Source organism: Bacillus sp. ISO11 (genome assembly GCF_003458115.1).
Taxonomy (GTDB): Bacteria; Bacillota; Bacilli; order Bacillales; family Bacillaceae_G; genus Bacillus_A; species Bacillus_A cereus.
In genome coordinates this window covers 61,330-81,354 of record NZ_QXCO01000016.1, presented here as the reverse complement: position 1 = coordinate 81,354, position 20,025 = coordinate 61,330, and the positions used below count along the sequence as shown (strand labels likewise).

Sequence of the window (20,025 nt, the reverse complement as noted above, 5' to 3'; positions counted from 1 at the left end):
TTTATATGTATGATTGAATTTGATTTGTTGTAATGAAATGGAGGTATATACTATGAAGTTTCCACATGATTTTTTATTCGGAGCTGCTTCAGCTTCTTATCAAGTAGAAGGTGCATGGAATGAAGATGGAAAAGGTGTTACGAATTGGGACGAGTTTTCAAAAATTCCTGGCAAAACATACAATGGAACAAATGGTGATGTAGCTGTTGATCATTATCATCGATATAAGGAAGATGTTCGCTTAATGGCTGAGATGGGATTAGAATCGTATCGTTTTTCTATTTCTTGGGCGAGAATATTGCCGACTGGAGATGGAAAGGTAAATGAAAAAGGGATTGAATTTTATAACAACTTAATTGATGAATGTTTAAAATACGGGATTGTGCCGTTTGTCACTTTATATCATTGGGATTTACCATTACCGTTAGAAAAAGATGGTGGATGGACGAATAAAAGAACAGCAGAGGCTTTCGTAAAATATGCAGAAACTTGTTTTAAGGCATTTGGTGACAGAGTTAAGCATTGGATTACTTTTAATGAGACCGTAATGTTTTGTGGATTAGGTTATTTAAAAGGTGCACATCCACCAGGAATACAAAATGATGTTCCAAAGTATTTTCAAGCTACTCATTATGTATTTTATGCACACGCGAAAACAGTTGCGGTGTACAAGCAGCTGAAACAATATGGTGAGATTGGGATTACACATGTTTTCTTACCAGCTTATAGTGTGGATGATCAAAAAGAAAATATACAAGCAGCAAATCATGCGAATGAATATGAAACGTATTGGTATTATGATCCAATTTTAAAAGGCGAGTATCCGTCTTATGTTGTAAAACAATTAAAGGAAAAAGGATGGACTCCTAATTGGACGGTTGAAGAATTAGAAATCATTAAACAAAATGCAGAAGAAAATGATTTTATTGGCTTGAATTATTATCAACCAATACGAGTAGAAAGATACGATATGGATATAAAGAGTGAGGAACATTCTCGAGAAAACTCAACGCTTGCTCCAGGTAACTCTTCTTTTGATGGTTTTTATCGAACAGTTAAAATGGATGATAAAACATATACAAAATGGGGATGGGAAATATCTCCCGAAGGTTTCTTAGAGGGATTGCATATGTTGAAAGCGCGTTACGGTGACATAAAGATGTATGTAACGGAAAATGGACTTGGTGATGAAGATCCGATCATTGACGGAGAAATTGTAGATGTTCCGAGAATTAAATTTATTGAAGCGCATTTAAAAGTAATGAAGCGTGCAATTGAAGAGGGAATTAACTTAAAAGGTTATTATGCATGGTCAGTGATTGATCTTTTAAGTTGGTTAAATGGATATAAAAAGCAATATGGCTTTATTTTTGTCGATCATAATGATAACTTAAAACGTAAGAAGAAACTTTCGTTTCATTGGTATAAACGTGTGATCGAAACGAGAGGGGAAGAGTTATAACAGATAAAAGAGTATTTTAGGAGAAAGTGTATGAGTGCAAAGTATAAACAAATTGCAGATGTGTTAGAGCAAAACATTCGAGATGGGCTTTTTAATGAAACGAAAAAACTACCTACAGAAGAAGCGTTGATGAATCGATTTGAAGTAAGCCGTAATACGATACGTAAAGTAATTAGTCAGCTTGTGAATAGAGGTTATATTTTTCAAGTGCAAGGTAGTGGCATGTTTTTACGCGAAACTTCTGTAACAGATTACATTAATTTAGGAAGTTTACGTGGATTAACGAAAAATCTTGTTTCACAAAATATTGAAACGAAAGTGTTAGAGCTTGAAGTAATAGATGCGGACGAAGAGATAGCAAAGCAGATGCAATGCGAAGCTGGAATTAGGTTGTATTTTTTGAAGCGCTTAAGAATTGTAGATGCTAAACCATTCTCTATTGAAGTAAGTTATTTCAAAAAGGATATTATTCCATATTTGAACGAAGAAATAGCATTAAGCTCTGTATACAGTTATTTCATTGAAGATTTACGATTAAATATTGGTTTTGCTGATAAAGTTATTAGTTGTGAAAAAGTAAATAAAGAAAATGCACAGCTTTTAGAATTAAATGAAGGTGATCCGGCGCTTCTTATTGAAAATACAGTGTATCTTGTAAATGGAACAATTTTTGAGTTATCTCAGTCGATGTTTCATTATGAAAAGGCGAAACTTTTAAATCGAATTAATTTTAAATGAAAAATTATTGTGTGAAAAAAGCAACTGGTCCTAAGTGATCAGTTGCTTTTTATTTTTTAAGTGGATGAGCAAAAAAACACGAAAGTGGTTGGTCCGCTTTTTGCAAACATCTATTATGATAAGAGAAGAAAGGTAGTATGTTATCAACGTTTTAAAGAGGAAGGTTTTTATGTAAGTTCTTTAATTAAAATAGATGGGTCTTAGAGAGGTGAAAAGACAATGAGTTTTGCAATTTCACTAGTCGTTATTATTGTAATTGTATCGCTATTTGGGACTGTACTAGTTGCAAGAAACGTGGAGGAGAATTACGGTAAGTCTACAAAAAGAAATGTGAAAAACTTATCTGCAATCTATATTCTTCTTCTTTTTGTTCTACTAGTTGGGGTAACATGGTATGCGGTAATGATTTAATAGTTTGTAAAAGAACTGAAGTGAGAGTATGAAGTTGGAATTTCAGAAGCTATTGAGTAATCAGAAAGAGAACCATTTTGGATATATCCATTTACGGATAAGAAAATGTGACTAATTAATACTATTTTTACGGTGAATACTGTTAGTAAAAAATGAGGATAGTTCGTTTTGAAAGGAGGGAACTATATGGAATGGAAACCAAATCGTGCAGATAAGACACCTGTATATAAACAAATTGCAGATTATATTGAAAGAGGCATTTCTTCAGGCGAATTTCCTTCTGATAGTAAGTTACCTTCTGAGCGTATGTTAGCAAAGGAATTACAGGTGAACCGGAGTACAATAGTAGCTGCGTATGAAGAATTAAAATCACTTGGAGTAGTAGAACGGCAAAAGGGAAGCGGAACACGGGTTAATACAGACATATGGGGTGTCTCACATAAACGAATACCGAACTGGGGTAGGTACGTGGAGGATGGATCGTTCTTACCTAACGTACCACTCGTTCAACAAATTCGAACGGAAACACAAAAAGATGATTTAATTAATTTAGCAAGTGGTGAACTGTCACCAGAATTAATTCCGAGCGATAGATTTCGAACAATTTTGGCGGAGAAAACATTTATGGAAAATCTCGGCTATGACCATCCACTTGGAAATGAGATGTTGAGAAAAACAATTGCAGCACATGTTCAGCAATATAAACAAATTGAAGCAGATTCAAGCTCTATTCTTATTACATCTGGAGCACAACAGGCGCTTAATCTTATCGTTCAATGTTTATTAAAACCTGGCGATGCGATTGCGATTGAAGATCCTTCGTATTGTTTTTCGCTTCCAATGTTTAAATCGGCCGGTTTAAACATATTTCATTTACCTGTTGATGAGCATGGAATGAATCCAGATGACTTAATCGATTTGCACAAAAAGCATCGCATTCGTATGGTATTTTTGAATCCAGATTATCAGAATCCGACGGGTACTGTGCTTTCATTAGCGAGACGTAAAAAAATTTTAGAACTGTCTTCTGAGTTCGGTATACCAATTGTAGAAGATGATCCGTATAGTTTAATTTCTTTTAATGGAGAAGTGAACCCAACATTAAAATCAATGGACCAAAATGGAAATGTTCTTTATATAAGTTCACTATCAAAAATTGTTGCATCAGGATTACGTATTGGATGGGTAATTGGTCCTACACGCGTAATTGAGCGTTTAGCAGATGCAAAGCAACAAGTTGATTTTGGCCATAGTGTATTTACGCAGTGGGTAGCAAATCAATTTTTAGAATCAAGGGATTTCCATACACATATTACGATACTTCGTGGACAATTGAAGCAAAGAAGAGATGAATTAATTGCAGAGCTTGAAGGAACATTGGGAGAACGAGTTGAATGTTTCGTGCCAGAGGGTGGAATACATGTATGGTGTAAAGTAACAGGAAAGTTTGATGAATATCACTTATTAGGTGAATCTATACGGAATGGTGTCGCATTTGTTCCGGGCAGTGTTTTAGGTTCGAAAAATGAATATATACGATTTACGTTTGGTAGAGCGAATATAGAACAAATTCAACTTGGAATTAAACGGTTTGCCGACACGCTAAATGAGATTTCATAATATGGATGTGTGATAGTGAAATGAGGGAAAGAAATGAAGTACGTGACGCTTTTACTTCAAGTAGGCGTGCTATATGTATTTAGCCTAGTGGGTACGTGGATTCAGGAAATATTCCATCTATCAATACCGGGGAATTTAATAGGGATGTTAATACTGTTCCTGCTCCTTTCCACTCGCGTTTTACCGTTAAAATGGTTTGAGTTAGGTTCGGAAAAGTTAATCGTATTTTTACCGTTATTTTTAATCCCTTCGACAACAGGGCTCATGGAATACGGGTCTTTTCTTTTCAGTACGGGAAGTATTATATTCCTTTTAGTAGTTGCAAGTACTGTAGTAACTTTGATTGTTTCAGGGTATATAAGTCAATTATTAGTCACATCAAAAAAATAAAATCGACAAGGTGCACGATTCAAATGGTCTTAATTATTATTACTGTAGCAATTTATTTCTTGGCGACAAAGCTATATAAAAAATTTACGTTTGCATTTACGTTACCAGTGTTAACAGTTACGGCAATTATGATTTGTTTATTTTTGATTTTTGGTATTTCTCATCATGAGTATAGGGAAAATGGGGGAAACATTCTTTCAAGCTTATTGAGCCCTGCAATTGTAGCATTGGCCATACCTCTATTTAAAGAGCGAAAGATACTGATGAAAAATTTTTCATCGATACTAATCGGAGTAGTGATAGGTATAGTGGCTGTAACGAGCATGAATGTAGTGATTGGCGGAATTTTAAATATAGATAAGGAACTTATATTAACTACTTTACCATAGGTAGCGACAATGCCAATTGCCCTTTCAATAGCGGATCAAATTGGTGGTATTCCATCTATGACTTCTAGTTTTGTAGTTGTTGCAGGAATAACAGGTGCTATGATCGGACCAACAGTACTTAAGTTTTTCCGTATAACAAGTACGATTGGAAAAGGAGTTGGAATGGGCTGTGCATCACATATTATCGGTGTGAGTCGTTTAGTGAAAGAAGGCGAGAAAGAAGCGACTATCGGTTCGGTAACGATGATTGTAACTGGAATACTTATTAGTATACTAATACCGTATGGAACGAAATTTATTTTTTAAATGTAATGGAGATGATAACAATGACAACATGGTTTATAGTTACATTATTTGTTTTTGGAGCTATTAAAGTATTAGTTTCTAGCATGCCCACTTCTGTTGTAGAATCAATTATTAGTAGATTTGAATTGCATCAAAAGCTTGAGGCGGAAAATACTTCTATATCGATAGATGGAAAAAATATAGAGGGAGAAATGAAACTACAAGTTATTTATGAATTTAATGAGGCGTTGTTTTTAGATAAACATTATTTCCCGCCGCACGGAGAAGGGACGCCAATAGTCATTGATACGAAGAAAGGGAGTAAAGAGATTAGATTTTCGCTATATAGCTATGAGGAACATGTTGATGTCATTAAGCAATATAAGAAGAAAGTCGTTGCCTATCGTTTACGCTCTAAAAGCCTTCAAACATTGACACCATTAGTAATAACGGAAGAGTATGCTTAAGAAGAGACCTATAATGGTCTCTTTATTTTTTTATCCAATTATATACGTTCCAAATAAAAGAATGAAAAATTATATAACCAAATAAAGAATATGTATGGTTCCAATTCGCACTATGTACAAATAAACCTAAACTTTCAGCAATCTGTTCAAAAAGGCTAGCACAAATACCGATTGAAATAATAAATGAAATTCTAGAAACTTTAGATAATTTTTTTGAAATGTGTATAAAGATAACTGTTAAAATCGGCAGTACGAACAATGTAAAAGCTATATTAACCGAAAATGTGGATGAGAAGGGCCTAGCCGGAAAGGAATATATTTGTTTATGAACAAAAAAGGCATCTAAGCAAGTTGCAATAATAGAAGAGAGAAAGATTGTAACTACTAATGCTAGAAACTCATTCTTCTTCTCGGAGGAGGACATTTTTCTTTGCGAGAATGGCGATTTCAATTTTTTCGAGTGTTTTGCAGTAGTCTTCTGTAATTTGTCCATTTATATTTTCCTCCTTATCAACTAAGTAATTTACAACTTGCCAATCGGTAAACCAATCTTCACTGTCAACTTCTTCATGCTTCATATCTCGCCATGCATAGATGAGTGCAGGGCTGTATATACGATAAGCGCCATTTCGTAACTGGCATTTCTTAATTCGGCGCTTATAAAACTCACGGGAAAAAGATTCATTTACACTTGAAAATAAATGGGGCCAGTAATCTTTCCTAGATCCTGTATGTGGATGGTGTTGAGCCCAGCTTATTATTTGAGATAAAACATGTGTATCTCGAAATAATAATGAGTACAATCTTTTTCCAATTAATATCCGTTCATGTAAGGAAGTGAAATGTTTCATTGTATCACCAAATAGTAATACTTTTTGTTTCTTATCATTTTCGTAGAATGGGAAAAGGATATGATTAAACTGAAAGAAATCAAAGAGTTTAAATCCAATACTATTTAGTACAGTCTTTTTAAATTGTACATTTTGAATTACTCTTTTTTCTAAGTAGTTTTGTTCATTAATAATAGTTGCAATTGCTAAAGTTTTTTTGTTACCTGTTTTCCAAAAATGGTTCCACATCGTTTCCATAAATGTAGAAACATTTAGGTGAGGGAGAAGGTGAAATAACTTTTGTGATCTCTTTACACTTTGTTCGTAAAGTAAAAATTGAGGGTATACATCTTGGAAAATAAGCCAATTCCCTCTTTCTAAAAAAGAAAAAAATATGAATTGATCTTTCTCTGATAAAATTCTCGTATATAAATCGCCCTTTAAATCAGTCATATTCCAACCGCCGTTACGTGATACCATATGCCCAAGCAGTGCCCAATGTATTTCTGGATATTGAATGTAAAATTGGTAGTATGCGCGTGTTCTTGTAACATTATTTTTATTTAGTTGTTCTGTTTGTATTTTTATTTTGTTGATGATGAGTTGTTCTTCTTTCGTTAATTTATACATGGTGTCAGAAGGAATAAGTTTGCTTTTTTGTTTCAATTCATTTTTTACGTCGAATAGGGAGAGAGGCAGTGCTTTGGAAGGTCCGTTATATGTATGATTTGAATTGCTTCGGTCCATTCCGTTACCTCCCTTTTTCATAAATTTAAATATGATTATTGGCTATGAATCATTCTATTTATTTTATTACGAGTATAAGAAATAAATGAGCGGTGTTTTTTTACAAGGAATTTATTTATCATGCAAACGGTATAAAAAATCTTACTGTTGTGAGATGAAATGAAAAACAGAAACTACGTTTAATAGTTTCTGTTTTTTTATTTTGTCAATTAAATGTAACAAACGACGATTATGATTTGAATCAATTGAAAATAATTCAATAAATATTATTTAAATTGAGATGTTTCGTAGGAGGAAGAAGAATGTTAAATAAAATAATTTTAATTACTGGTGGTACAGGTTCGTGGGGGCATGAACTTATAAAACAACTATTAGAAAAATCACCGAAAGAAATTAGAATTTTTTCAAGAAATGAAACGGTTCAGTTTGAAATGCAGCAACAGTTTATAAATGATGATAGGTTAAAATTTATTATTGGAGATATTCGTGATAAAGATCAACTAGTCTATGCTTGCCAAGGTGTACATTATGTGTTCCATCTTGCAGCTTTAAAACATGTTCCAGTATGTGAGTATTATCCTTATGAAGCTATAAAAACCAATATACATGGTACGCAAAATGTAATTGAAGCCTCTATACAGATGCAAGTTGAAAAAGTTATATATGTTTCAACGGATAAAGCAGCTGATCCATCAAATACGTATGGGATGACAAAAGCAATTGGTGAAAAATTAATGGTTCATGCGAATATACAAACGAAGAAAACAAAATTCATTTGTGTTCGTGGTGGAAATGTTTTAGGAACGAGTGGAAGTGTAGTACCACTTTTTAAACAACAAATTAAAAAATCTTCACAAGTAGGGATTACCGATGCGAATATGACTAGATTTTTCTTAACAGTTGAAGATGCTGTTGGGTTGTTATTTAAAGCCGTATCTCAAGGTAGAGGCGGGGAAATCTTTGTTATGAAAATGCCGGCATGTAAAATAACAGATTTAGCAGAAGTATTAATTGAAGATTCCGGAAAAGAAAATGTTAAGGTAAAAGAGGTAGGGATAAGACCGGGTGAAAAATTAAGTGAAATGCTTCTATCTGAGGTAGAGAGTAAAACAAGTATAAGTTTTGATCAAAATTATTTTGTGGTACTACCGACTATTCCTATACAAGGACTTCAACAATATTATTCAAGCTATCCTCTAGTGGATGTGAAGAGTTTTAGTTCTCAACAAGATTTACTTGCAAAACATGAGGTGAAACAAATGCTATTAAAAGGAGGGTTTTTGCGATGAAAAAAAATGCGAGCCTTTTAATAACTGGTGCAAATGGTTTCACAGGACGCCATGCTTGCCACTATTTTTTACAGCAGGGCTTTCATGTAATTCCTATGTTTCAAAATTGTGCATATGGAGAAAAAATTAGAAATGGTATTACTTGTAATTTAACTAATAAGAGCGAAGTAATGAAGGTAATGAAACAAATAAAGCCAGACTACGTATTGCATTTAGCAGGAAGGAATTCGGTTATAGAATCTTGGACAGCTGCCCTTGAATATATAGAGGTTAATGTAATAGGAACATTATATTTATTAGAAGCAATTAAGCAAGAAGCCTCGCATTGTAGAACATTAGTTATAGGATCTGCTTTGCAAGCAGATAGTATGAACGAAATAAAAATTTCAAATCCATATAGTTTAAGTAAAACGATGCAAGTTATTATTGCAGAGGCTTGGGGAGGATTAATGGATTCAAATATTATCATTGCAAAGCCCTCAAACTTAATTGGTCCAGGGGAATCGAATGGCATTTGTTCGATTCTCGCAAAGAAAATGATAGATATAGAATCAGGTAGAAGTAAAGCCATTATTGAAGTAAACAGTTTGAAAGATAGTAGAGATTTTCTAGATGTACGTGATGCGATTAAAGCGTATCATGTGTTATTACGAGATGGAATAAATGGAAAACAATATAATATCGGATCAGGAGTAAAACGATCTTTGTTAAATGTACTAGAACAATATAAAGAATTAACACAGCTAAATTTTTTTATAGAGGAAACAGAGAAAAGTGGGAGCGACTCAAATGAGAGTTTAGCAATAGAGGAAATAAAAAGGTTAGGTTGGATCCCAGAAATTGAATTTCATCAATCATTAAAAGATGTACTTGAGTATGCGAAGTGTAGTGACATCTGCATGCAATGAAAAACAAAAAAGGGTGTAAGAAATATATGAATGATTATGAAATAATAGATAATCAAAATACGCTATTTCTTTTAATTGTTGATGCGTTGGATTGGAGAGATGAAGAAGCGCATGTATTGCGTCTTTATGAGGCAATACATAAATATCAAGCGTATGTAGAAGAAAAAAGGGTTAATCAAATAAAGTCAGCATTAGAGACGGAAACTAGATATGTGATTCAAATCTTTGCTCAATACGAGTGTAGTGAGTATGGAAATGATTTTTATGAACTCATTAAAGATCTTTTACAAGATATAGAGGTGGAGTTAAAGATTTATATAAAAAATAATAATTTTATTTACATTTAAAAGGTAAATATAAAGCTAGATTTTTAATAATAAAGGTGGGTATAAGTTATGAGCAAAACGATTCTTTTTACTGGGGGCGGTACAGCCGGACACGTTATGATTAATATTGTATTAATTCCTAAATTTATAGAGAAAGGCTGGAGAGTCGAGTATATTGGATCCAAAAATGGAATTGAAAAATCATTAGTGCAAAATGTTAAATACAATAGTGTTTCAACGGGCAAGCTTAGGAGATATTGGGATTGGGAAAATTTTAAAGATCCTTTTAAAATTATACGAGGTTGTTTACAAAGTTATAAATTAATTAAGAAAACAAAGCCTGACGTTATCTTTTCAGCAGGAGGATTTGTTTCAGTTCCTGTAGCTATAGGAGCATGGTTAAATCGTGTGCCTATAATTATACGTGAACCAGATAGCACATTAGGACTTGCCAATAAAATAGCATTACCTTTTGCTACAAAGCTATGCACAACATTTCCTCAGACAGGAGAAAATGTAAGTAATGAGAAGAAGGTTTATGTAGGACCAATTGTAAGGGAAGAAATTGAGAAGGGTAACGTATTACGAGGAAGAAGATATTGTGAATTTCAGCAAGATAAACCAGTATTATTAATTATGGGTGGGAGTCAAGGTGCTAAGTGGATAAATGATATGGTAAGGGAATGTTTAGATACAATACTATTAAACTTTAATATTATTCATATATGTGGTAAAGGGAAGGTAGACCCATCTATTGGCATGGAGGGGTATATGCAATTTGAATATATAGGCGACGAGTTGCCGCATATACTAAATATGGCAAGTGTTGTAGTTTCCAGAGCGGGTTCTACTGCTATTTCTGAATTGTTATTTTTGAAGAAACCGATGTTGCTTATCCCGTTAACTAACAGTTCCAGCAGGGGAGATCAAGTTTTAAATGCTGAATATTTTTCACGGCAAGGATATGCGGAAGTTATACTCCAAGACAGAGTAAGTACGAATACATTTATACATGCAGTAAATAAGTTGTATACAAATAAGGAGAAATATATTCAAAACATGAATGGATATAAGAAAACAAATGATGAGGGAATTCATCAAATAATAGATATAATAAATGAAGTGGTGGAGTAATAGAAATGTAAATAGAAAAACAAAAGGAAAGAAGGTATCTTCTTTCCTTTTTACTATATTTGTTCAAATTCATTATTATTTATTCTAATTAGTTATGTACTATCGGTGAATGCCGTTTTCTAATAGCTCAGTAAATGCATGAATATGAATAGGTTTACTGTAATAATAACCTTGAATAAACTGACATTTATTTTTTTGAAGGAAATTTACGTGCTCTTTCGTTTCTACACCTTCAGCAATGACAGACATTCCTAATGTATTTGCTAATGTGATGATCGTTTTAATAATTTCCATTCCATCATCACATGTTTCAGACATTGTAATAAATTCTCTCGGGATTTTTAACGTATCAATTGGATACAAAGGTAAGTAGGCTAGCGAAGAATAACCTGTACCAAAATCGTCGATAGAAATGTGAATCCCTAAACTTTTTAGTGTACGCAGTTTTATCAATGTTTCTCGCTCATCCATCATTGCAATTCGCTCTGTTAATTCAAGATCAAGAGAGCTTGCTGGTAAACCTGTATTTGTTAAAGTAGAAGAAATAGATTTTACAAAATCTTCTTGTTCAAATTCTTTAGCAGATAAATTTACACCTATTTTTAAATGTGAATATCCGAGTGCGTGCCAACGTTTCATTTGCTTGCAAGCCTGCTCTAATGTCCATTTTCCTATTGAAATAATTTGTAGTGTTTCTTCTGCAATCGGAATAAACTCGTATGGAGAAATAATACCTAATTCAGGATGATTCCACCTAATTAAAGCTTCTGCACCGATAATTTTATTAGATTCACTATCAACTTGAGGTTGATACAAAAGGAACAATTCTTCATTTTGTAGTGCGTTTGGTAAATCTTTTTCTAATCGTAATCGTCTTTCAATTTTTTTAGCGATTACATCGTCATAAATAGAGACAGAGTTAAGCTCTTTTGCTTTTGCATCATACATTGCAACATTAGCGTTTTTCAGAAGTGTAGCGGTATCGATTCCGGAATGTGGATAAATAGCGATGCCGATACTCAGTGATAAAGTTAATTTATGCTCATGTATGATAAATGACTTTTTCATGCATTCAAATAATTGGTTACATAATTGGAATAAGTAATCTTCGTCAGTATAGTTTTCAATTATGATTGTAAATTCATCGCCACCGATTCTTGAAAGATGAGTATGTGATGGAAGACATGATTGGAATCGCTTTGCTACTTCTTCTAATATGTAATCTCCTGATGAATGTCCAAGTGTATCGTTAATTGCTTTAAAGCGATCTAAATCTAAATATAATAATGCAAACTCGCTTTCTGTTATTTTAGCATTTTTTATAACTCTCTTTAATTTCTTATGGAAAAAGGCACGGTTCCCAATTTTCGTTACAGTGTCATGGAATGCTAAATATTTTATTTCTTCTTGCTGTTTTTTTAGTGCAGTAATATCTTTCACCATAATATAGCTTCCTGAAATTTGTCCGTCTATTATAATAGGAATGATTGTAACGTATAAAAAATAAGTAAAGCCATCTTTATATTGAGAACTAAGTTGTAAGAATGCCGATTCTTGTTGTTTCACTTTTTCTAATGCCAATGCTAGCTTATGCTTATCTTCATCTAAAATGATCGAAAAACAAGTTTCACCTAGTAACTCATCCGTTGGTGCCCCAAGTAGTACACTCCCAGCCTTATTTACATTTAAGAATATTCCATTTAAATCAATGGTGAAGATAGGGTCAGGATGATATTCATATAATGATTTAAACTTTTGCTGTTTTTGAGAAAGAGCCTCTGATTTATGAACTAAATCAGACGTCCGTAAAGTAACTTTTTCTTCTAGTTGGGCATTAAATGCCTGCAAACGTTTTGTTAAGGAATTGTTTTGCATACGTACGATAGAATGACGAATGAGTACGAAAATAAAAGTAATACAATTTCCTGTAATGAGAGTTGAAGAGGATGTTTGTTCTTTTAATGTAAACCCGATTAGTATTGCAACAGCAAGATAGGGAAATACAACTAAAGCTTTTTTTCCTATTATAGGGTTTACAAGGAAATAATTTTTATGGCTATTATGATCTTCGGAAATAGAGCCAGCTATTGCAATAAGTAATATAGGTATTCTATATAAAAGACGTAATAATATTATAGTTTCAGTTGATAAGTGGTTATTTAAGTAAAAATAAATATAGTTAAAAGTTGCAGAACTTATTAATACAAAAATAAAGATATAAATTTTCCGTTTGGAATTAAAAATTGTTGGACGGAAAAAGAGACTAACACCTAGCAGTAGAAATAATAAATCTGCAATTGGGTATAAAAATGAAAGGAAAACATCTCCTAGTGAAAGAGCGAATATATTTAAATTTGGTTGATTAAATAAATACCATTCTAATGTGAATATGGAAGTAAGCACTATGCATATATCACAAATAAAGAACGCTTTTTCCCATTTATTGCATTCCTTTAAGATTTTATAGCAGAAAGCGATAAGACAGAAAAATAGAAAAAACATGTAAAATACATCAGAAACCGTAAAACGATGTATTGGAATTTCGAAGAAGCTATCTTGATATGTATATACTATTTTTCCTAATAAAAAACTACCAATTGCTATTGTAATACATATCCAAAACGGATTTGAACTGACTTTCTTAGAATATATAGAGTAAATCAGTGATACAAACGTAATGGCTTCAACGACAAGTGAAGCGAAGCGTACATCTGAATTTGAAAAATGAGTAGGGAACAGATAGAAAAACATAAAATAGATTGAATAGCATATCAATGTTCCGATTAATATACATAATTGTAAATTTTTATTTAATTTCAATGAAATCACCTTCTTTAATTATGCACTATGTTCGTTATATCTATACATAATAATATTATTTAAGAATTGTATCAGATTTCCTTATAAAAATCATGTTTATAAGAAAGTGTTAAAGAGTGTAAGTATTCTTAAGGTTGAAAAAATATTGCGGTTGATAGTATAGACTGTATCAAGACTTTAAATAGAAATTGTATATTTAGTCATCCTTTGAATTGTAAAGTTTTTTTAGTGATTTGTAAGTGGAGATGCAAAATTGCATATAAAATGATGTGTATCTTTTTTTGGTGAGATTTTTATTTTTAATCTGAAAATTAACATTTGTGAAAATGTTGAGAAAGGATATAAAATAAGAACGTGTATTCTTACAGAGTGGAATAGTATTGCCACTAAATAGGGAGGCTTTTTTATGATATATCGAATTAAAGATGCAGAAATATACTATGAAATTGTGGGAGAGGGTAAACCAGTCATTATCATACATGGCTGCTCCCCTGACCATAGGTTAATGATGAAATGTATGGAATCAGTATTTCAGAAGTATGAAGGTTATAAGCGAATATATATTGATTTACCTGGTATGGGAAAATCGAATGCTCCAAATTGGATAAATAGTTCAGATCGTATAGTAGAAGTGCTTATCACATTTATTGAGGAAATCATTTCTACTGAAAAATTTTTATTGGTAGGAGAATCATATGGAGGCTATTTAGCCAAAGGTATACTTGCAAAGATGTTTGAGAGAGTTAGCGGATTACTATTAGTATGTCCTGTTGTTGTAGCGGAGCCAGAAAAAAGGATTCTTCCAGATAAACAGGTAATTGTACAAGATGAGGAATTTTTAAATACGCTCACTTCCACAGAAAGAGAGGAATTTTGTGAGTTAGCTGTAATAGCAAATGAATATACATATAAGCGATTTAAAGAAGAAATTAAGCCTGGGTTAGATGTTGCTAATGATGAATTTATTGAAAGGTTGCAAAAGAATTACTCTCTTACTATGGATTTTCAGCGTAAAAAATATGAAAATCCCGTTCTTTTACTGACTGGAAGACAAGATATATCAGTAGGTTATCAAAATATTATAGAAATTATTGAAGAATATCCAAGGGCAACATTAGCAGTGTTAGATATGGCAGGGCATAATTTGCAAATTGAGCAGCCTGAATTATTTGAGAGTTTAGTAGGAGAATGGATTAGACGAACAAATCAGCACAGTTTATAAAGTATTTTAGTATTACGCCTAAGTGTTGAAATGGGATAAATGAACGTGATTTATTAACTTATCTCGCTATTTGCCGGGCAGTAAGACCCCCACCTCAAAATTTAGCGGAAGCAAAGAAATTAGGTGGGGGCGGGCTGCCTGTAAAAGCCCGATTAGTGAGGGCTAATTAAAGTTTCACTTTATAAAAAATTTTAAGGAGAAATTATGAGCACATATATTTATATGGTTAGACATGGTGAATCACCAAAACTAGAAGGAAATGAAAGAATGCGCGGGTTAACTGAGAGGGGACATATGGATGCCCGTAGAGTAACTGACATATTAAAAGCGGAGAGGATTGATACTTTTATTTCAAGTCCTTATAATCGGGCTGTGCTAACGATAGAGGAGTCAGCTAATTTCCATGAAAAAGAAATAGTAGTATATGAAAATCTTAAAGAGTGTATGTTTTCAAGTGAGGATCAGGTTATATCAGACAAAGAGGTGTATCCACTTGTACAGAAGATGTTCTCTAATCCGGACTTTGCACGAACGGAAGGAGAGTCATATGCAGATTGCCAGAGAAGAGTAGTGAAAGTATTAAAAGAAATCTTAATGGATTTTCAAGGATGCAAAATTGTAATTGGTACACATGGGCTTGTCATGACATTAATGATAAACTATTTTGATAAACAATATGGTTTTGAATTTTTAATGAATACGTCAAAACCGGATATATATAAGATGGAGTTTAAAGAAGAACAATTAATGAATGTAGAGAGATTATGGAAAGAGGAATAAAATTAGTTGCATGGATTTTGTTGTAAAAGTTACTTTTATAGCAAAGTCTTTTTTTTTGAATAGAAAGCATCTTTATCAACTATTTTTAGAATGTTAAATAAATAAGTAATTATTCAGTCTTTGAATAAATTATGGAGAAATTGGTTTAGGGAAACAATTTTAAATGTGTCAAAACTCCGAACGTTGGATTTATATTCAATAGGAGAAAAAGATGTAGAATTTTGTCTTACAGTCCCCGTTTACTTTTCATTTCATTACATATAGGCTTTGTGGTGTAAGGGAGGACATCACCTTTACACAAAATCTATAAGGAGGTCATTGTAATGAAACAGATTAAAAAGTTTGCGGGAGTTGCTTTAGCGGGGACGATTGGATTAAGTGGACTACTGTTTTTAGAACCAAGTGTAAGCGTTGCGGAAGCACAGCAAGTGAAAGTAGAAAATTTCAATATAATTGATGTAACGATGAATCTAAATGAATTGTATGTATTAAGTGGCAGAAGTATTGATATTCTTTCTGGAGATAAAGAAGCAATTCAGTTAAATAAATACACAATTAGTTTTAATAAACCTGGGAAGTATGTGATTAAAGTAAATGGCTGTATTTATGATGATGTATATACTTTTATTGTAAATGAGTAGTATATATTCTTAAATTGCGAGATAAAAACAGAAACACCCTATTTGCGATGAGAGTCGTAAATAGGGTGAATTTATTTGTATTAAGCTGTACTTTAAATATGTTCACTAATTTTCTTTTTGTTATGTAAAATATGTAAAAGTGTTAACAATGTAAATGAAATATACATCTTCACATTCAAAAAAGTTAAAATATTTCGTTTTAAGGATTATAATGGAGGGAGAAACATAAAAGGGAGTGAATGAACTTGAAACAAGAACTTATTGAAAGATTTACGAGATATGTAAAAATTGATACGCAATCAAATGAAGAAAGCCATACAGTACCAACAACACCAGGACAAATTGAGTTTGGTAAGTTATTAGTGGAAGAGCTAAAAGAAATTGGTTTAACAGAAGTAACGATGGATGATAATGGTTATGTAATGGCAACACTTCCAGCTAATACGGACAAGGATGTTCCTGTAATTGGATTTTTAGCCCATTTAGATACAGCAACAGACTTTACAGGGAAAAACGTCAAACCACAAATTCATGAAAATTTTGATGGTAATGCAATTACGTTAAATGAAGAGCTAAATGTTGTGTTAACACCAGAGCAGTTCCCGGAATTACCATCATATAAAGGACATACCATTATTACAACTGATGGTACAACACTTCTAGGAGCAGATGATAAAGCTGGTCTTACAGAAATTATGGTTGCAATGAACCATTTAATACATAATCCGCAAATTAAGCACGGGAAAATAAGAGTAGCATTTACACCGGATGAAGAAATTGGTCGTGGGCCAGCGCATTTTGATGTAGAAGCGTTTGGTGCATCATTCGCTTATACGATGGATGGAGGTCCATTAGGTGGTTTAGAGTATGAAAGTTTTAATGCTGCAGGTGCTAAGTTAACGTTTAACGGAACGAATACACATCCTGGAACAGCGAAAAATAAAATGCGCAATGCTACTAAACTAGCTATGGAGTTTAACGGGTATTTACCAGTAGAAGAGGCGCCAGAATATACAGAAGGCTATGAAGGATTCTATCATTTACTTTCTTTAAATGGTGATGTTGAGCAAAGTAAAGCGTATTATATTATTCGAGACTTTGATCGTGAAAATTTTGAGGCGCGTAAAAATAACGTTAAAAATATTGTGAAGACTATGCAAGAAAAGTATGGCGAAGATGCAGTCGTTTTAGAAATGAATGATCAATACTATAACATGCTTGAAAAAATTGAACCGGTAAGAGAAATTGTTGATATTGCATATGAAGCAATGAAAAGTTTAGACATTGAACCAAATATTCATCCGATTCGCGGAGGCACAGATGGATCACAATTATCATATATGGGATTACCGACGCCGAATATTTTCACTGGTGGTGAAAACTATCACGGTAAATTTGAATATGTTTCGGTAGATACTATGGAAAAAGCCGTTCAAGTTATTGTGGAAATTGCAAGACGTTTTGAGGAGCAAGCTTAAAAAAGAACCAAGTAGTACGAATGTGCTACTTGGTTCTTTTTAATATAGTACTCGCCACAAATAAAAAGTCGCATAAGACTCCCAATTAGCCCAGTTTGCCGCGAAACCTTTTATTTCATTTTTAGTCGGTTTATTTTCGGAACCTGTTATAAATTTAATTGCATTATGCAGACCAACATCATCAATTGGAAAAGCTGAAGGAAATCTTAAACAACGCATTAAAACATAGTTGGCAGTCCATGGTCCTATACCATGGATAGCGGTTAATTGTTTCTCAGCAACCTTTACATCTTGTGTTTGCAGTAAATCCTCTTTTGATAGTTTTCTCTCTGTAATAAGCTTCGCAATACCGATTAAATATTCACATTTTCTAGTCGTCATTTTTAATTGTTGGAGATCTTCTACATGTAGATTTGCAATTGTTTCAGGTAATGGGAATATCCAATGCTTTCTACCGTCCCATTCTACATAACTGCCAAATTGCTCAACTAATCTTCTTTTTAGCGTATAAGCATATGTTAAGTTAATTTGTTGACCGATAATTCCCCAGGAAAGTGCCTCAAATAAGTCTGGAATACCTAAATTACGAAGGCCATAATATTGTTCAATTGGTCCTTGAAGGAGTAAATCATGTTTAGCTAATGTATAAAAGGGAGCTAAATCAGTAGTTAAATCAAACCATTCTTTTACATAGTTAGCTACAGCTTCACGTATCGATTTTTCAGATGTATATGATTCTTCTAAACAACGTATTTGAATATTGCCATCTGTATTCACACTAATTTCAACTAAAGGATTTACATCTTGAACAGGGATAACTTTATAAATTTTGTTATCTTCAATATGAAACATACATTCATTGTTAGAACGTGATAGATAACGTAAATTTTCTTGGAAACAAAATTCTTTTGGAACTGCTATAGATAATGCGCTATTATATTCTGCTGTCATATGAATTCCACCTGTAACTTTTCTAATGTAAGCAATTTTTTCTTCATTTCTAATCCACCCCTAAATCCGGTTAGTTTCCCATTCTTCCCAATAACACGGTGACAAGGAATAGTAATAAGGAGAGGGTTAGCAGCAATAGCAGAAGCAACGGCGCGCACAGCTTTAGGTTTTTGAATTTTTTCAGCAATTTCTGTATAAGAATATGTCTTTCCATAAGGAATTTCACGTACCGTATTCCAAACAGATAATTGAAAATTAGTTCCATAAGCATCGATAGGAAATGTAAAAGTTTCTCGCTTGTTTTCTAAATACTCGATAACTTCTTGCGTATATATTTGCAAGTAATCTGGACTATGAATCAATATATGTTGGGGCAGTTTTTTTCTAGCCCATATATTTAATTCTTCAAAGTTTTCGTCTTGTGATCCAATGAAACATAGTCCATTTTCAGTTGCAGCAATATGAAATCGCCAATTTTTATGTGTAAGTAGCGTCCAATATATATAATTATTTTTGTAGGAATTCATTATCGTATCCCTCTTTCATCTCGTTCTTTTTTCGATATTCAGTAGGAGTAAAGCCGGTTTTCTTTTTAAATAAAGTTGCGAAATACTCTGGGTTTTCTATCCCGACAGCAGTACTAATTTCTTTAATAGATTGATTTGTGTGTAAAAGGTATTTGGTTGCTTTAAGAATCCTGAATTGTTGTATATATTCTATAGGAGTTAGCCCTATTATTCTTTTGAAAGTACGTTGTAAATGAAAAGGGCTACCGTGACACATTCCCGCAAGCATGTCGAGAGTTAAGGATTTGTCATAATGCTTTTCGATATAGTCTTTAATTTGTTCTACCCACTCTTCATTAGGTAAAGTGATCCCATTTGGCTTACAACGTTTGCACGGGCGAAAGTTTTCACTTAATGCTTGCTCTGCATGATGAAAAATTCGTACATTGTTTCTATTTGGTATTCTTGATTTGCATGATGGCCTGCAAAAGATTCCAGTTGATTTCACAGCATAAAAGAATTTGCTATCATAGGAAGAATCGTTATGAATAATTGCTTGCCAATACTCATTTGTTAATGTAACTCCTTCATTGTGCAAAGAACATCACCTCTGAAATTAGTATAACCTGAA

The 20,025-nt window shown here is 32.9% G+C and carries 20 protein-coding genes and 1 pseudogene; 15 read left to right on the top strand and 6 right to left on the bottom strand.

Annotated elements, in window-relative coordinates; genetic code table 11:
• The first annotated feature begins 52 nt into the window (after positions 1–52).
• The 7 genes and pseudogenes from D1166_RS17735 (at position 53) to D1166_RS17705 (ending at position 5,762) form a co-directional block, all read left to right on the top strand.
• A complete protein-coding gene (locus tag D1166_RS17735) occupies positions 53–1,462 on the top strand; it encodes a glycoside hydrolase family 1 protein (protein WP_000671626.1) in 1,410 nt (469 codons plus the stop codon).
• Positions 1,463–1,492: 30 nt separating this feature from the next.
• Positions 1,493–2,200, top strand: a complete 708-nt coding sequence (locus D1166_RS17730) for a GntR family transcriptional regulator (RefSeq protein WP_097856398.1) — start codon at positions 1,493–1,495, stop codon at positions 2,198–2,200.
• 219 nt (positions 2,201–2,419) lie between these two features.
• The gene (locus tag D1166_RS17725; protein WP_000006459.1) at positions 2,420–2,611 is read left to right on the top strand and encodes a hypothetical protein; all 192 of its coding nucleotides are present in this window, start codon (positions 2,420–2,422) and stop codon (positions 2,609–2,611) included.
• A 186-nt stretch (positions 2,612–2,797) separates the two neighbouring features.
• Entirely contained in the window at positions 2,798–4,231 is a 1,434-nt protein-coding gene (gene pdxR / locus D1166_RS17720) for a MocR-like pyridoxine biosynthesis transcription factor PdxR (protein ID WP_097856399.1), read from the top strand.
• A 33-nt stretch (positions 4,232–4,264) separates the two neighbouring features.
• Positions 4,265–4,621: a CidA/LrgA family holin-like protein gene (locus tag D1166_RS17715; protein ID WP_097856400.1), complete on the top strand. Its 357-nt coding sequence runs from the start codon at positions 4,265–4,267 to the stop codon at positions 4,619–4,621.
• 23 nt (positions 4,622–4,644) lie between these two features.
• Positions 4,645–5,316 (top strand): annotated as a pseudogene (locus tag D1166_RS17710) (LrgB family protein).
• A 20-nt stretch (positions 5,317–5,336) separates the two neighbouring features.
• Positions 5,337–5,762: a YfmQ family protein gene (locus D1166_RS17705; RefSeq protein WP_097856401.1), complete on the top strand. Its 426-nt coding sequence runs from the start codon at positions 5,337–5,339 to the stop codon at positions 5,760–5,762.
• A gap of 22 nt (positions 5,763–5,784) precedes the next feature.
• Here the strand turns inward: D1166_RS17705 and D1166_RS17700 are convergent, their stop codons facing one another.
• Both D1166_RS17700 and D1166_RS17695 read right to left on the bottom strand, forming a co-directional pair.
• Positions 5,785–6,186 carry a CBO0543 family protein gene (locus D1166_RS17700; RefSeq protein ID WP_033667178.1) on the bottom strand — a complete coding sequence of 134 codons (402 nt, stop codon included), beginning with the start codon at positions 6,184–6,186 and terminating at the stop codon, positions 5,785–5,787.
• Positions 6,161–7,339, bottom strand: coding sequence for a DUF2515 domain-containing protein (locus D1166_RS17695; RefSeq protein ID WP_000376162.1), 1,179 nt, complete (start codon positions 7,337–7,339; stop codon positions 6,161–6,163). Before D1166_RS17695 ends, D1166_RS17700 begins: the two co-directional genes overlap by 26 nt.
• Positions 7,340–7,641: 302 nt before the next feature.
• On the opposite strand from D1166_RS17695, the gene D1166_RS17690 reads away from it, so the two are divergent.
• From D1166_RS17690 to D1166_RS17675, 4 genes are read left to right on the top strand one after another with little or no spacing between them, the layout of a single operon-like run.
• A complete protein-coding gene (locus tag D1166_RS17690; protein ID WP_000932591.1) occupies positions 7,642–8,628 on the top strand; it encodes a UDP-N-acetylglucosamine 4,6-dehydratase family protein in 987 nt (328 codons plus the stop codon).
• Positions 8,625–9,536 carry an SDR family oxidoreductase gene (locus D1166_RS17685; protein WP_087967660.1) on the top strand — a complete coding sequence of 304 codons (912 nt, stop codon included), beginning with the start codon at positions 8,625–8,627 and terminating at the stop codon, positions 9,534–9,536. The genes D1166_RS17690 and D1166_RS17685 overlap by 4 nt, the downstream gene beginning before the upstream one ends.
• On the top strand, positions 9,533–9,883 hold the full coding sequence (locus tag D1166_RS17680) for a DUF6572 domain-containing protein (protein ID WP_118043366.1): 351 nt from the start codon (positions 9,533–9,535) through the stop codon (positions 9,881–9,883). Before D1166_RS17685 ends, D1166_RS17680 begins: the two co-directional genes overlap by 4 nt.
• Before the next feature lie 48 nt (positions 9,884–9,931).
• The gene (locus D1166_RS17675; protein WP_016111208.1) at positions 9,932–10,996 is read left to right on the top strand and encodes an undecaprenyldiphospho-muramoylpentapeptide beta-N-acetylglucosaminyltransferase; all 1,065 of its coding nucleotides are present in this window, start codon (positions 9,932–9,934) and stop codon (positions 10,994–10,996) included.
• A 99-nt stretch (positions 10,997–11,095) separates the two neighbouring features.
• Here D1166_RS17675 and D1166_RS17670 read toward each other — a convergent pair whose 3' ends face one another.
• Positions 11,096–13,816, bottom strand: a complete 2,721-nt coding sequence (locus D1166_RS17670; RefSeq protein WP_000773555.1) for a putative bifunctional diguanylate cyclase/phosphodiesterase — start codon at positions 13,814–13,816, stop codon at positions 11,096–11,098.
• Between the two features lie 406 nt (positions 13,817–14,222).
• On the opposite strand from D1166_RS17670, the gene D1166_RS17665 reads away from it, so the two are divergent.
• The 4 genes from D1166_RS17665 to pepT all read left to right on the top strand — a co-directional run bounded on the left by D1166_RS17665 (position 14,223) and on the right by pepT (position 17,937).
• The gene (locus tag D1166_RS17665) at positions 14,223–15,038 is read left to right on the top strand and encodes an alpha/beta fold hydrolase (protein WP_053513887.1); all 816 of its coding nucleotides are present in this window, start codon (positions 14,223–14,225) and stop codon (positions 15,036–15,038) included.
• 204 nt (positions 15,039–15,242) lie between these two features.
• Positions 15,243–15,818, top strand: coding sequence for a histidine phosphatase family protein (locus tag D1166_RS17660; RefSeq protein ID WP_000109183.1), 576 nt, complete (start codon positions 15,243–15,245; stop codon positions 15,816–15,818).
• Positions 15,819–16,141: 323 nt separating this feature from the next.
• Positions 16,142–16,459, top strand: a complete 318-nt coding sequence (locus tag D1166_RS17655) for a hypothetical protein (protein WP_000809493.1) — start codon at positions 16,142–16,144, stop codon at positions 16,457–16,459.
• A gap of 245 nt (positions 16,460–16,704) precedes the next feature.
• Positions 16,705–17,937: a peptidase T gene (gene pepT, locus D1166_RS17650; protein ID WP_000807014.1), complete on the top strand. Its 1,233-nt coding sequence runs from the start codon at positions 16,705–16,707 to the stop codon at positions 17,935–17,937.
• 39 nt (positions 17,938–17,976) lie between these two features.
• On the opposite strand, the gene D1166_RS17645 is transcribed toward pepT, so the two are convergent.
• From D1166_RS17645 to D1166_RS17635, 3 genes are read right to left on the bottom strand one after another with little or no spacing between them, the layout of a single operon-like run.
• Positions 17,977–18,888, bottom strand: a complete 912-nt coding sequence (locus D1166_RS17645) for a DNA-3-methyladenine glycosylase 2 (RefSeq protein WP_061655410.1) — start codon at positions 18,886–18,888, stop codon at positions 17,977–17,979.
• Positions 18,885–19,415, bottom strand: a complete 531-nt coding sequence (locus tag D1166_RS17640) for a methylated-DNA--[protein]-cysteine S-methyltransferase (protein WP_001089838.1) — start codon at positions 19,413–19,415, stop codon at positions 18,885–18,887. The genes D1166_RS17645 and D1166_RS17640 overlap by 4 nt, the downstream gene beginning before the upstream one ends.
• Entirely contained in the window at positions 19,396–19,992 is a 597-nt protein-coding gene (locus tag D1166_RS17635) for a bifunctional transcriptional activator/DNA repair enzyme AdaA (protein ID WP_000551325.1), read from the bottom strand. Before D1166_RS17635 ends, D1166_RS17640 begins: the two co-directional genes overlap by 20 nt.
• Between the last annotated feature and the right edge of the window lie 33 nt (positions 19,993–20,025).